The sequence below is a fragment of the Paenibacillus sp. RC67 genome (genome assembly GCF_030020805.1).
Classification (GTDB): Bacteria; Bacillota; Bacilli; order Paenibacillales; family NBRC-103111; genus Paenibacillus_S.
On record NZ_CP125098.1, the window covers coordinates 2632605 to 2647123 of the forward strand.

General features: G+C 45.9%; 13 protein-coding genes. 10 read left to right on the forward strand and 3 right to left on the reverse strand.

All coding sequences use genetic code 11. The annotated features are described in order from the left end of the window. Nucleotides 1-147: 147 nt before the first annotated feature. From leuC to QMA13_RS11910, 4 genes are all read left to right on the forward strand, one after another. The gene (gene leuC, locus QMA13_RS11895) at nt 148-1566 is read left to right on the forward strand and encodes a 3-isopropylmalate dehydratase large subunit (RefSeq protein WP_282941581.1); all 1419 of its coding nucleotides are present in this window, start codon (nt 148-150) and stop codon (nt 1564-1566) included. Between the two features lie 31 nt (nt 1567-1597). Beyond that, nucleotides 1598-2203, forward strand: a complete 606-nt coding sequence (leuD, locus tag QMA13_RS11900; protein ID WP_282941582.1) for a 3-isopropylmalate dehydratase small subunit — start codon at nt 1598-1600, stop codon at nt 2201-2203. Nucleotides 2204-2330: 127 nt separating this feature from the next. After that, the gene (locus QMA13_RS11905) at nt 2331-3191 is read left to right on the forward strand and encodes a GNAT family N-acetyltransferase (protein ID WP_282943378.1); all 861 of its coding nucleotides are present in this window, start codon (nt 2331-2333) and stop codon (nt 3189-3191) included. Between the two features lie 21 nt (nt 3192-3212). Continuing rightward, the gene (locus QMA13_RS11910; protein ID WP_282941583.1) at nt 3213-4580 is read left to right on the forward strand and encodes a UDPGP type 1 family protein; all 1368 of its coding nucleotides are present in this window, start codon (nt 3213-3215) and stop codon (nt 4578-4580) included. A 58-nt stretch (nt 4581-4638) separates the two neighbouring features. On the opposite strand, the gene QMA13_RS11915 is transcribed toward QMA13_RS11910, so the two are convergent. Next, the gene (locus QMA13_RS11915; protein ID WP_282941584.1) at nt 4639-5055 is read right to left on the reverse strand and encodes a YjdF family protein; all 417 of its coding nucleotides are present in this window, start codon (nt 5053-5055) and stop codon (nt 4639-4641) included. Between the two features lie 185 nt (nt 5056-5240). After that, on the reverse strand, nt 5241-6065 hold the full coding sequence (locus QMA13_RS11920; RefSeq protein WP_282941585.1) for a helix-turn-helix domain-containing protein: 825 nt from the start codon (nt 6063-6065) through the stop codon (nt 5241-5243). Nucleotides 6066-6189: 124 nt separating this feature from the next. Between QMA13_RS11920 and QMA13_RS11925 the strand changes: the two genes are divergently transcribed. The 6 genes from QMA13_RS11925 (at nt 6190) to QMA13_RS11950 (ending at nt 12454) form a co-directional block, all read left to right on the forward strand. After that, on the forward strand, nt 6190-6960 hold the full coding sequence (locus tag QMA13_RS11925) for a sugar phosphate isomerase/epimerase family protein (RefSeq protein ID WP_282941587.1): 771 nt from the start codon (nt 6190-6192) through the stop codon (nt 6958-6960). 20 nt (nt 6961-6980) lie between these two features. Further along, complete coding sequence (locus QMA13_RS11930) at nt 6981-8000, forward strand: Gfo/Idh/MocA family protein (RefSeq protein ID WP_282941589.1); 1020 nt, start codon at nt 6981-6983, stop codon at nt 7998-8000. Nucleotides 8001-8236: 236 nt separating this feature from the next. Then, a complete protein-coding gene (locus tag QMA13_RS11935) occupies nt 8237-9109 on the forward strand; it encodes a 3-hydroxyacyl-CoA dehydrogenase family protein (RefSeq protein WP_282941591.1) in 873 nt (290 codons plus the stop codon). Further along, complete coding sequence (locus QMA13_RS11940; protein ID WP_282941593.1) at nt 9106-10320, forward strand: acetate/propionate family kinase; 1215 nt, start codon at nt 9106-9108, stop codon at nt 10318-10320. Before QMA13_RS11935 ends, QMA13_RS11940 begins: the two co-directional genes overlap by 4 nt. A 39-nt stretch (nt 10321-10359) precedes the next feature. Continuing rightward, nucleotides 10360-11658, forward strand: a complete 1299-nt coding sequence (gene asnS / locus QMA13_RS11945; protein ID WP_282941594.1) for an asparagine--tRNA ligase — start codon at nt 10360-10362, stop codon at nt 11656-11658. A gap of 130 nt (nt 11659-11788) precedes the next feature. Beyond that, nucleotides 11789-12454, forward strand: a complete 666-nt coding sequence (locus QMA13_RS11950) for a DnaD domain-containing protein (RefSeq protein ID WP_282941595.1) — start codon at nt 11789-11791, stop codon at nt 12452-12454. Between the two features lie 99 nt (nt 12455-12553). Here the strand turns inward: QMA13_RS11950 and QMA13_RS11955 are convergent, their stop codons facing one another. Next, nucleotides 12554-14296 carry a PdaC/SigV domain-containing protein gene (locus QMA13_RS11955; RefSeq protein ID WP_282941596.1) on the reverse strand — a complete coding sequence of 581 codons (1743 nt, stop codon included), beginning with the start codon at nt 14294-14296 and terminating at the stop codon, nt 12554-12556. Nucleotides 14297-14519 lie beyond the last annotated feature (223 nt).

The following is a 14519-nucleotide window of genomic DNA, read 5'->3' on the forward strand; positions in this document are numbered from 1 at the left end:
TTTTTTTTATTCCTTTATGCTCGATAATGTGATAGTTTATACCTATCAAGCTTATAGATATTATATCTTGGATCAATGAATAAAGAAATGCTAAACTATGTGACATGAGATGAATTGATTCGCATTCATGACAATGAGGTGAAACTGATGGCAAAAACTATGTTCGAGAAAATTTGGGACAATCACGTAATTCATCAGGAAGCAGGCAAACCTAGCATCATTTATATCGACCTGCAACTGGTGCACGAAGTAACGTCTCCGCAAGCTTTTGAAGGGCTTCGCTTGTCCGGCCGCAAAGTGCGTCGTCCGGATTTGACATTCGCTACAATGGACCACAACGTTCCTACCAAAGATCGTTTCAATATTACAGATCCGATCTCCAAACAGCAAATCGACACTTTGTCGCAAAACTGTAAAGATTTCGGCGTTACCTTGTTTGACTTGGACAGCATCGATCAAGGCGTTGTTCACGTTATGGGTCCAGAGCTTGGCTTGACTCACCCTGGTAAAACTATCGTTTGCGGCGACAGCCATACTTCCACTCACGGAGCATTCGGCGCGTTGGCGTTCGGTATCGGTACTAGTGAAGTAGAACATGTTATGGCTACTCAATGCTTGCAACAATCGAAAGCTAAAACATTGGAAGTTCGCATCAATGGTAAGCTGAACCCAGGCGTTACAGCAAAAGACTTGATCTTGGGCGTTATCGCTAAATACGGTACGGACTTTGCAACTGGCTACGTAATCGAGTACACAGGGGAAGCAATCCGCAACCTGTCTATGGAAGAGCGTATGACTGTATGTAACATGTCCATCGAAGCAGGCGCAAGAGCAGGCTTGATTGCACCGGATGAAACGACTTTCAACTACTTGCGTGGTCGCGAATATGTACCTCAAGGCGCTGCATTTGACGAAGCAGTTGCTGCCTGGAAACAACTGACTACAGATGAAGGCGCAGTTTATGACCGTGTGGTTGATTTTGACGCTGACAGCCTGATTCCACAAGTAACCTGGGGAACTAGCCCTGGTATGGGTACTGATGTTACAGCGCTTGTACCGGATCCACAAAGCTTCCCGACAGAGAACGAACGTAAAGCCGCTGAAAAAGCGATTGAATATATGGGCATCACTCCAGGAACTCCTATGACGGACTTGGCCGTAGATTATGTATTTATCGGTTCCTGTACGAATGGCCGCATCGAGGACCTTCGCGCTGCAGCGAAAGTTGCGCAAGGACATCAAGTGTCCCCGAATGTGACCGCAATCGTAGTTCCAGGCTCCGGACGCGTTAAAATTCAAGCGGAAAAAGAAGGCTTGGATAAAATCTTCACCGAAGCTGGCTTCGAGTGGCGCGATGCGGGCTGCAGCATGTGCTTGGCGATGAATCCGGACGTATTGAAGCCGGGACAACGCTGCGCATCGACATCCAACCGTAATTTTGAAGGTCGTCAAGGACGTGACGGACGTACGCACCTTGTATCCCCTGCTATGGCCGTTGCGGCAGCAGTCAAAGGACATTTCTATGATGTTCGCGAGTGGGACTTCAAAGTGAAGCAAGAAGCTTAATTCAATTTATTTGAGTGAGGAGAATAACGACATGGAAGCTTTTAAAAAGCATACAGGCCTCGTAGGTCCAGTTGACCGCGTAAACGTAGATACAGATGCGATTATTCCAAAGCAATTTTTGAAACGGATTGAACGTTCCGGTTTCGGACAATTTTTATTCTTTGAATGGCGTTTTGACAAGCAAGGCGATGTTATTAAGGATTTTTCCTTGAACCTGCCTCGTTACCAAGGATCTTCCGTTTTGATCTCCCGCGCTAACTTCGGCTGTGGATCTTCTCGTGAGCACGCTCCTTGGGCGATCCAAGATTATGGATTCAAAGTTATCATTGCTCCGTCTTATGCGGACATTTTCTATAACAACTGTTTCAAAAACGGCATTTTGCCAATCAAGCTGAGCGAAGAACAAGTAGAAGATTTGTTCCAACGTACAGCTAAGACAGAAGGCTACCAGCTGACTGTTGATCTGGAAAACAAAAAAATTACGGATGATCAAGGTCTGAGCATTGATTTTGATCTGGATGAGCACCGTCGTCAGTTCCTGCTGCAAGGCTTGGATGATATCGGCTTGACTCTTCAGCATGCTGACGCTATTACGGCATATGAAGCAGCTCATCAAGCGCGTTTGGCTTATAAATAAGTTTGTCATACACCTAGGCGGTTTTTGCTCCATTCGGAGTGAAAGCCGCTTTTTCTCATTGTTGAATCATGTAACTTGTGATAACATGGATAAAATTTACTTTTGTAGAGGTGATGGGGACTTGAACGTGTATTTTTTTGACAGCGCTGAGCTTTTCCTTGAAAAGGTCGGGGGAGAGCTGGAGAAGCACGAGGCGGTGAACAACCTGCTGCTTGGTCTCCTTCAAATAGCAGTTAAAGGTGAAGCACAGGGAGCAGCATCTTCAAAATCACAAATGGCTCTAGTCGAAGATGAAGACGGCGGTATCGAGCTTGTTATGCTAAATAACCCCTTGAACGCTGTTTTGTACAGTAACGGCATGAAGAAAGAAGAAGCTGTGAGAGCGGTTATTGCCGAGTTGGTTGGGAGAAATGCACATGTCCACGGAGTTGTCGGGCCGACGGAAATTGCACGATTATTTGCTTTGGAGTGGGCTAACCAAAATGAGTTGGAACCAGTTCTCAAAATGGATCAATGCATATATCAGCTTGACCAGGTCAATCCGATTCGCTTCAGTAGGGGACAATTGAAAGTGGCTGAGCTGCGTGACCATGAACAGGTTACAAGCTGGATCAAAGAGTTCGCAGATTCTATAAACGAACAGATTTCTCTAGAGAAAGCTTCTATTAAAGCACTTGGCTTTATCAAAGAAAGCTCCATCTACTTATGGGATAATGATGGGGCGGTCAGTATGGCAAAAACGACCAGACCCACGAAACACGGTATCGTATTAAGCTATGTTTATACGCCGCCGCAATTCCGTAATCAAGGCTATGCATCCTCTTGTGTGGCTGCGTTAAGTCAGCGCATGCTGGAGGAGGGGTACTCCTTTTGCAGTCTCTACACCGATCTGGCTAATCCGACCTCCAATCATATTTATTCGCAGATAGGCTATCGTCCTATCCAAGCTTCGGTAATGTACCGATTCATAGAAAAGGCGATAAGATAAAGTTGTTTTAGGGGGCTTTTTATGGAAAGTCGAAAAGAACAAGCATTGGCACTGCTGAACGCTTACGGTCAAGCACATTTGCTTACATTTTATGATGAATTGAGCGAATCATCCAAGAAGAAGCTGCTTGATCAAATTGCACAGCTTGATTTTGAAACGATCTGCAATGTATGGAGACGTAGGTCGGACTCGCAGGCTGGACTATTGGAGAGTGGGCAATTGGCGCCGATTCATGCCAGCAGCTGGGACAAGTTTACAAAGGAAGAGCGAGCGAGGTATGCTGAGGCAGGTTGGGAGTTGCTTCAACAAGGGAAAGTAGGAGCGATTGTCGTAGCTGGCGGTCAAGGAAGTCGGTTAGGATATGAAGGACCCAAGGGAGCCTATAATATTGGACTACCGTCTGGTAAATCACTCTTTCAACTTCAGGCGGAGCACTTAATCAACTTGTCGGAAAGAGCGGGGCAGCCTATAGCGTGGTATATAATGACAAGTCCTGATAATCATGTGCAAACCGTTCAGTATTTTGAGGACAACCATTTTTTCGGTTATGGACGTGAGCAGTGCATGTTCTTCCAGCAGGGGATGATGCCAGCGATGGATGAGCATGGGAACATTCTTCTTTCTGATAAAGATGAGATATGCTTGGCTCCAAGCGGCAACGGTGATTGCTTCGCTGCTTTAAAACGGACAGGGGCATTGGCGGACATGAAGCGACGAGGCTTGGAGTGGTTGTTTTACTATAATGTGGACAATGCGCTCGTAAAGGTGGCAGACCCGTTGTTTATAGGTGTAGCTGCCTGTCAACAACATCCCGCGGCAGCCAAGACCGTTGAAAAATTATATCCCGAGGAGCCAGTCGGCATTTTGTGCTATCGCAGCGGTCGTCCGGCAGTCGTAGAATATACGGTGCTCCCGGAAGATATCATGTATGCTACGGACGAGCAGGGCAGGCTGATGTTTAGCCTCGGTAATATTTCTATGCAATTATTCAGATTTGACTTCATTGAAGGTGTTGCTGATGCGGATCTGCCTTATGCAATGGCACATAAAAAAATCAAATTTATCGATTCAGCTGGTAAGCTAGTTGAACCGGATGAACCCAACGCATACAAAATGGAGCGGTTTATATTCGATTTCTTTCCTCTGGCGGAACAAATTACGGTGCTTAAGGTGAACCGGGAGGAAGAATTTGCTCCAGTGAAAAATAAAGAGGGTGAGGATAGTCCGGCATCCGCCAGACAGCTTGTTCTTGCGCTTCATCACAAATGGCTTTTGGAAGCGGGAGTTATCAAGGAAAGCATGAGTCACCGTGACATCGAAATATCTCCTTTAGTATCGTACTCAGGGGAAGGCTTGACCCCGGACATAGTTCGTAGACTTGGCATTTGAAAAAGGCTGCCTCTGTGGTTTAGGTTATCCTGACCGTAAAGGCAGCCTTGCTGCGGCGCTACTTTCCGCGATGCTTCTGCTTCGCTTTTTGCACCCTCAATGCATATTTTCGTTCATTCAATTCCTCTTGCCGGCGCTTTGAATCGCTTTTTCGTTCCATTTTCCGATGCTCATACTCCAAACTTATGACCTGCTGTGCGTAAGTGGATGCGCCCCGCTGCTGTACTTCACGAGCGGCGATACGTGACATCCGTTTAGGATTAATCCGTCGTTCCCCGCGCGGTATAGTTTGCAGAGTTTGGGTTGCTGAATCCAGCAGCCGCTGCATGTCGTGATGGATAAAATCGAGAATCTCGGCCTCCTTCGGTTCTTTGCCGAACAAATGTCGGACGGCTTTGATTCGGTTGTTGTCCTCGTCTTCTACAACACCCACCCAGAATTGGAGCTGTTCATCAAAAAATACGGTAAGCTTCATCTAAGCTTCCCCCTCAATATAAAGTACAGAGTGATGGACATCCCGAGGGGGGAAGGCTACTGACACAAGGTTTAGCCCTATGCGCCCGGACTACCAACCGGACTGTGATTTTACACTCCTAAAGAGAAGTATATAGCAATGGATGACGGGCTTACAAGATGGATGTAGGACTATTTGAAGCTCACTTAAGGATTCGGATGTACCTGATCCCCCTCTGTCTGCTGGAGCCGGAACGCTTTGGGTGAGATCCCATACTTCTCCCGAAATACGCGGTGAAAATAAGAATAGCTTCCGAAGCCGGACGTTTCGGCAATCTGCTCCAACGTCATATCACTGTAGTTCATTCGCTCGATAGATGTAGAGAGACGGATTTCCAGCGTATACTGGATCATCGTTTTGCCAAAGCATTCTTTAAAAAGGTGAACGGCACGGGAGACACTAAGTCCGACATGCTGAGCGACGTCTTCGACCTTGAAGGGTATAATTGCGTGCTCCTCTATAAAGCTTTTCATCCGTGAAGCCAAGAAGGAACTTCCATGAAGTGTGCGCGTTTCAGTGACGGCCCTGTCGATATGTAGGCAAAGCGCTCGCAGCAAATAGTCGGATAGCTCTTTGTTCTCATCCTCGATACGCCGCTTCTCCAGTATGATCTGCCTCCATAAAGTTAGCAGACGTTCTGCAGCTGCGATCCGGACCTTTTGCGGCTTTTTGCTTTTTTTCCACCAGGACTCCAGCCATTCTCCCTTGCACATAATGTAATAATCACCGCTTGAAATCAGGGTTTGGCCCAGTTTATTTGTATGCTCATCGATCCGCAGATCGTACACATCACCGGGCTGGTATAGCAAAAGATCACCCGTCTCGACATCGGTCATCGTACCGTTGACCCAAGCTTGGCTGAAGCCTTCGGTTTGCAGTCGAATCAAATAATGCTTCACGTTTTCTTTATGCCCGGTTTGAAATTTTTGTGAGTGATAAGAATACCCGCATGATAGAATTTGAGAGAGCATAGTAGAATCCCTTCTTTATTAATAGCAAAATAGTTCATGTTGTAAGCACATCGTTCATAGTCATTATAGGGCATTTGGGATTAAAATAATATCAAATAGATCAATTCCTATGGAGGATGAGCATATGAGAAGAATGGGTATTGGCGTTCAGCTGTATACGGTTCGCGATGATTTGTCAAAAGATTTCAAAGGAACGCTTCGCCGTGTGGCCGAGCTTGGATATGAAGGTGTTGAATTCGCGGGATACGGTGATTTGCCGGCAGAGGAATTAAAGCAGCTTTTGGATGAACTGAACCTGAAGCCTATCGGAGCACATGTTAGCTTGCAAAATATGCGTGCAGATCTGGACAAAGAAATCAACTACTTGCTTGCTATCGGGGCTGAGTACTTAATCTGTCCTTATGTGGCTGCTGAGGATCGCGCAGACGTGGAAAGCTGGAAATCCCTGTTTACATTTCTGGGAGAAGCAGCGCGCAAGGCTAAGGAAAACGGCCTGAAGTTTGCTTATCATAACCATGCGTTTGAATTCGAAGCGAAAATCGGTGATCAATATGTTTTTGACGCTTTGTACGCTTCTGCACCCGAAGATATTTTAGTGGAGATGGATGCAGGCTGGGTTCAGTTCGCTGGATTGGATACGCTTCAATATATCGCTGATTATGCAGGTAGATTACCGCTGCTCCACCTGAAAGATTTCAAAGGCATGATTAACAATCAGATCAATACGGTTGAACTGGGCCAAGGGGAAATTGAATTGCCAACGGTCATTCAAGCGGCTTCGGATGCAGAGGTTGAGTGGCTTATTGTTGAGCAGGACCGCTGCCAAAATCCTCCGCTGGAGAGTGTTGGTACTAGCTTGAAGTGGCTTCAACAAAATTATTTAAATCAATTTTAAAATCATAAGGGGTAGATGACATGAGTAAATTGAGAGTTGCCGTTGTAGGCTGCGGAGCTATTTCCATAAGAAGACATATACCGGAATATGAAGCTAACCCAAATGTTGAGCTTGTTGCTTTTGTCGACATCATTAAAGAACGGGCAGACAAATACGCTGAGAAGCATGGCGCAAAGTCTTATACCGATTACAATGAAATGCTCAAAGAAATCAAACCGGACGCCGTCAGCGTATGTACTCCAAACGTGCTGCATGCACCAGTCTCTATTGCCGCGGCAAATGCAGGAGCTCATGTGTTGGTGGAAAAGCCAATGGCTGTGACGGAAGCGGAAGGCTTGGCTATGATCGAAGCGGCTCAAAAGAACGGAGTCTACTTGATGGTGGGTCATAACCAACGTTTAATGCCCCCTCATATGAAAGCAAAAGAAATTTTGCAATCCGGCAGACTTGGCAAAGTTCTTACATTCCGTACTTCGTTCGGACATCCAGGACCAGAAGGCTGGAGCGTAGACGGAAGAGAAAGCTGGTTTTTCCGTAAGGAAGAAGCAATTATGGGCGCAATGGGCGACTTAGGCGTGCATAAATCCGATCTTATTCGTTGGCTTCTTGATGATGAGGTTGCGGATGTTGCTGCATTCGTGGGCACCCTTCATAAGGAAGGCACAGATGTGGACGATAATGCAACTTGCGTACTTCGTATGAATAGCGGCACTATCGGTACATTAGTTGCAAGCTGGACCTACTATAAAGGCGGCGACAACAGCACGATTCTCTGGTGCGAGAACGGGGTTATGAAAATCGGTACCGATTCAGATGATCAAGTGATTGTGGAGCTCCGCAACGGTTCCGTTGAGAAGTATAAGGTCGGAGCGATGGCCACTAATGAAAAACAAACGACGAGCGGAGTTATCGATGAATTCATTCATTGCTTGACCACGAATACCCCGCCAAGCATCTCTGGTGAAGAAGGCTTGAAGTCGTTAAAGGTTATATTGGCTGCTTTTGCATCGCAAGATACGAAGCAAGTTATTAGTCTTTAATTCATATTCTCCATTCATAGGAACGAGTCCAATGCTGCTGCTGCGGCGGAGGGCTTGTTTTTGTTTTTGGAGCAAAGGTAAGCTGCCAGCTCTTCACAACAATGCCACAAGAAGTTTTTTCATTTAAGCTTCGGGGAGTGTATAATAAGCACATACAGGCAGAACGGCCTGTTTTAATTAACCATGGGTTTATATAGTGAGAGATTGCAAATGAAAGCGGTTAAGGGGGAAACGGCATGCAGTGCGGCAAAGTCGGTGTTATCGGTGCCGGAACGATGGGCCAAGGCATCGCAGAGATGCTGGCAGCACAAGGAATGGACGTATTATTAATTGACCGTACGTCGGAGAAATTGGAGCAAGCATTAGAGCAGATTGAACTTAGCCTCGACAAGCAGCTGGAGAAATGGGCTATCACTACTGCAGAGAAAAAGCTCATTTTATCCAGAATCCATAGAGATACCGTCATGTACAGTCTTGCAGATTGCGATCTGGTTATCGAATCGATCAGCGAAGATTTGGATCAGAAAAAGCTGTTGTTTCAACGGTTGGATGAAATTTGTCCGGCAACAACCATTTTGGCCAGCAATACTTCCACATTAAGCTTGACAGAGATCGCAGCAGTAACAAAACGGCCTGATCGAGTCATTGGCATTCATTTTTTGCACCCTGTATCAAAAATCCGTTTGGTGGAGATTATTAGAGGGTTAAAAACTTCCGAGGATACGTTTTCTTTTACGAAGCAATTTATTGAAAATACGATTCAAAGAACAGGCATTCAGGTATATGAATCGCCTGGTTTTGTTACGACACGATTGATTTGTGTTCTGATTAACGAAGCTATGCATACGCTGTCAGAGCGGGTTGCGAGTGCAGAAGATATCGATACGGCAATGCGAATGGGTTATGATTTTCACTATGGTCCTCTCGAAACAGCGGATCGAATGGGACTGGATGCACTTTTGGTGGCAATGGAACGGATGTTCCGAGAGTTTGGAGACGTGAAATATCGCCCCGCCGTCCTTTTGAAGCAAATGGTTCGTGCCGGGCAGCTCGGCGTAAAGACTGGGCAAGGCTTTTTCCGCTATGATAAGGATGGTGACCGTCTGTGAAAGTTCTCGTAATCAATGCAGGAAGCTCCTCGCTGAAATTTCAGCTTTACAATATGATGGATGAAACGGTTCTAGCTAAAGGCAAGGTAGAGCGCATAGGAATGGATTCTGCTATTGTGTGCTTTGAGCCTGATGGAGGCTCGGAGGTTCGCGAAGTTGCGGAAATATTGGAGCATACGACAGCGATTCGAAAAGTTCTGGAGATGATCGTGCATCCTAAGTATGGTGTTCTGGACTCCATCCAAGAGATCGAAGCCGTCGGACACAGGGTCGTTCATGGTGGTGAAACATTCACTGGGTCGGTTATCGTGGATGAGGATGTAAAACGGGAAATAAGAACTTTGTTTGATTTGGCCCCGCTGCATAATCCAGCACATATGCTGGGCATTAACGCCGTAGAAGCGAATATGCCGGATGTAACTCAGGTTGTTACCTTCGATACTGCGTTCCATCAAACGATGCCACAAGGGTCTTATTTGTATCCGATTCCAATGGTGCTTTACAAGAAGCATAAAATCCGCAGGTACGGCTTTCATGGCATCTCTCATGCATATGTAAGCGAAAGAGCCGCAGCGCTGCTGCAAAAGCCATTGAAGGAGCTGAAGCTGATCTCTTGCCATATCGGTAATGGAGCCAGCTGCACAGCCGTACTGAACGGCAAGTCGTTCGATACAAGTATGGGCTTGACGCCACTCGAAGGTCTAATGATGGGAACACGCAGTGGCGATATCGATCCGGCTATCGTTCCATTTGCCATGGGCAAAGAAGAACTGACGTTGAGTGAAGTGAATTCCATGCTGAATAAACATAGCGGACTTATGGCGATTTCGGGTATTAGCAGCGATATGCGGGAAATACTGGAGGCTATGAAGGAAGGCGACCGAAGTGCAACCCTTGCCTTCGAAATGTATGAGTACCGTCTAAGAAAATACATCGGTTCTTATGCGGCTGCGATGAACGGAGTGGATGTATTGGTATTTACGGCAGGAGTCGGAGAAAATTCGGCAGCGCTGCGTCAGGCTGTATGCCGTAATTTGACATTCCTTGGTTTGGAACTTGATGAAAGAGCGAATGAACAGCGTTCCAATGACGAACGGATCATTTCCACCGAGCAGTCCCGGATACAGGTTCTTGTCATCCCGACGAATGAAGAATTAGTTATCGCCCGCGATACGCATCAACTCCTATTGAATCGCAGAAATGTAGTATAATCTAATTGTGACTCTGAAATAGGAAGGATGATCCATTTAATGAGCCGAAATTTATCTATGATTCGAGATGTCGATCAACATAGAGACAGTGAAGTGAGGATCGGCTGCTGGTTGCATAATAAGCGTTCTAGCGGAAAAATTCAATTTTTGCAGCTGCGTGATGGCTCGGGATTCATTCAGGCAGTAGTCGTAAAAAGCGATGTGCCGGAGGAGGTCTGGGAATCAGCAGGGAAGCTTACACAAGAAAGCTCTCTTTATGTGACCGGAAACGTGCGGGAAGACACTCGAAGCAAGAGCGGCTATGAGCTGACGGTAACCGGAATTGAGATTATTCAGGTTTCTAGCGATTACCCGATAACGCCAAAAGAGCATGGTGTGGATTACTTAATGGATCACCGCCATTTATGGATACGTTCGCCGCGGCAGCGGGCCATACTTGTTATACGCGCTCAAATTATTCGAGCAATTCAACAATTTTTCGATGAGCGGGGCTTTCATTTGGTCGATCCTCCGATCTTGACGCCATCGTCTTGCGAAGGGACGACGAACCTGTTTCATACGAAATATTTTGATGAAGACGCTTTTTTAACGCAGAGCGGTCAGCTGTATATGGAAGCAGCCGCAATGGCTTTAGGGCGTGTCTATTCATTCGGACCCACCTTCCGTGCCGAGAAGTCAAAGACGAGACGTCATTTGATCGAGTTCTGGATGATTGAGCCTGAAATGGCCTTCATTACGCATGAAGAAAATTTGGAAGTGCAGGAGCAGTTTGTTTCGCATATCATTCAGTCCGTCTTGGACAACTGCGGCAAGGAGCTGGAAGTGCTGGAACGTGACACGTCGAAGCTTAAGAACATCCAAGCTCCGTTTCCGCGGATTACCTATGACGAAGCGATCAGCTTTCTGCAAAAGAACGGGCATGAAATCGAGTGGGGAGAAGATTTCGGTGCACCGCATGAGACAGCGATTGCCGAGAATTACGATAAGCCAGTATTTATCACTCATTACCCTACCGAGATTAAAGCATTCTACATGAAACCGGATCCAAATCGGCCTGAGGTTGTGTTGTGTGCGGATATGATTGCTCCAGAGGGATACGGGGAGATTATTGGGGGCAGTCAACGGATTGACGATCCGGTGCTGATGGAAGAACGGTTTACGGAGCATGAGCTGTCTAAGGAAGCCTATCAATGGTATTTGGATTTGCGTAAATACGGTACGGTGCCTCATTCAGGCTTTGGTCTTGGTTTGGAGCGTACGGTTGCGTGGATTTGCGGCTTGGATCATGTACGGGAAACGATTCCTTTTCCAAGACTGCTGTACCGCTTGTACCCATAAAGTTAATTTCTCAGTAGTGAAGTCAGGATACAAGCTTAGGGAAGAATGGGGCGGTTCTCTTGAAGAACCGCTGTTCTTTCGAATGAGCTTGGGGAACGGTTATGTGTTTTTTGTATAGAGAGGTGATCGGATGAAACAGCAAAGTAAGGAAAACAGAGAATTGCTGGCTGCTTTTGTGGCGGGTTGGCGGGAAGGCACTGTAGGAGTCCCGTATCTTTTGTTAAAGCACTATCATCAGTGGAAGCTGACAGAAGTCGAGGTTATGCTGATGATCCATGTGATGGCTTTTATGGAGAGGGAACGTAAGGAATTCCCAACACTTGAGGAGCTGCAAGCAAGAATGACCGTTCCGGGCGAGAAGGTCATTGCGGCTTTGCAGAAGCTTTTGAAGGAAGGGTTATTAACCATTGACGACAGTGTGGACCCAGTAAGCGGCATTCAATATGAGAAATATAACTTTACACCTTTACTTGAACGACTCGCAGGCTGTTGGTTCGAGGAAATGGAGAAGCTTAAGCAGAAGAAGGAGCCGGAGGTTCGCAAGGATATATTTTCCGTTTTCGAAAAAGAATTCGGTCGTCCCTTGACTCCTATGGAGCTGGAATCAATTACGGGCTGGCTTGATAAGGACGGCTATCTGGAGGAATTGATTTTGGCCGGGCTGAAGGAGGCCGTATTTGCGGGGAAAGTACACTTTAGATACATTGACCGGATATTGCTTGAATGGAGCCGCAACCGGATTACAACGGTGGAGCAGGCGAAGGAGCATTCACAGAAATTCCGCTCCATGCGTTAGACTGATGTGATTGCTGCAGGACTTTTTTCTACATGCGGTAAAGCAACAAAAAACCTTTCTGGACTTTTAGATCCGGAAAGGTTTTTTCGTCTGTTTTGATTATTTTTGGCTAATAAAGATCGTATCGACTTCGGTTTTAACATCCGCTTTTAAAATTTGGTCGAAAAAGGTGGTTGGAACATACAAAGATCCTTGATCATTGATAAATGGTGCTGCCCCTAACGAGATCGGAGCCATTTTATTATATGTGTATTGATCCTTTCCGACCGTAACAGCGGTCCATTGAGCGCCTTTCGACACTTCAGCCTGCTGCTTGTCGGCATTCCATTTCAGCGTGTAACCAAGGCTTTCGGCAACCGTACGCAGAGGAGCAAAAGGGACTCCTTCCTTGTTCGTCAGCAATGGGATTTCTTGATTATCAACGACCAGCTTGCTAGGTTTAGTAGGGTTCGTGCTGGTGCTTTCGCTTGGGATAGCGAAGCGGAACTCAGGTGATCCAGAAGAATAAGGCGCGATTTCGTATTGACCGAACACAATAACGGCATCCCCTTTTTCGATATAAAAAGATGGAGTATCTGAAATGCCCTTAAATTCATCCTGGAAATATTTTTCCGGTGTTTTAGCCATTTCAGCTATAATCTGTTTATTAATCATTTCTTTGTATTGATCTCCGAATAACGAGCTTAATTCGATCTTGCTCGCTTGTTCATTATTTAATGCATTGTAATTATCGATCCGAGTCATACCGTGCGCGCCGCCTGTAAAGGTATAGGTGGTCATTTGGATAGACAGACGGTTACTGCTGGTGCTGCTTCCGTCAGACTTTAGATCATATTTAATGAACAGCTCATAAGGTCTAACCTCAATTCCTTCTTGTTTCGCTCTTTCAGCATCTTTTTGGGCTTGCTCTTTCATACTCTCCAAGTCTTTGTTGGCCTGGCGTGCAATCAGATCGTTAAGCTCGGCTTGATACTGGGCATCTTTCATACCAGTAATTACGGGTACGCTCATATCTACCTTCAATTGATCGAGCTGCTCCTGTTTTGAGGCAGAGGATACTTGAACTCCATCTTGACTAGAGCTTGCTGCTGGAATAGCTATGGCGAATTCAGGACTGCCTGCAGCGTACGGAGCGATCTCGTATGCACTAAACACGATGACAGCTTTTCCATTTTCGATATAAAAGGTTTGGTCGTCACTGATTCCTTTGAACTCATTGAACTCATCGCTGAAATAATTTTCTGGTGATTTGGCAATCTCCGCTTTGACTTGCTGGTTAATTACATCTTTGTAATTACCACCGAATATGTCGCTCAATGTAATAGCGGCTGCTTGGTCGCTATCTTTGACGTTGTAAGTGTCAATTCGCGTCATGCCGTGCGCTCCACCCGTATAGCTGTAAGTGTAGACCTTGATGGAGAGGGTATGATTCGCGTTGGTTTTCACTTCGTATTTTACATCCACAGAATAAGGTCTAAACGGGTAACCGTTCTGAGTCGCATCCTCTAGCCCCTCTTTAGCTTGGGATTTGATAGCGTCCAAGTCTTTCGCAGCTACTTCTGCGATCTGATCATTCAGCTTGGTTTGATAAGCCTTATCTTTTAGGCCGCTAATGACTGGTACGCTCAGGTTGGAGGTTAATTCACTTGTTTGTTCCTGCTCTGTTTTGGCTGTTACTTGAATATCGGTGCTCGAGATAGGTGCGGAAATAGGTACAGCTGTTATAACGCCGGATGCAGGGATTGCGGTTACGGCTGGTGATGCCATAGAGCTATTGGCATAGGAAGCGAGCATACAACATCCTGCAATACCTAGAGTCAATAATTTAAAGGGTGTTTTCATAATGAGTACCTCCTGGATGATCATGGTTAATGTGATTCCTAAAGCTATTATAGCTAACCTGATTTTTCCTTTGGTTACGGAGAAGTTACAATTCTCGTAAAATAGTACAAGGGGCTATTGTCAGTCACAAAGTAAAACTATATTACACGGTTTGGAAAAAAATGAATCAATTTGATAGAGGGAAAACTGCATAAAAAGGCGTGAAGATATCTGAGTTCCGGCT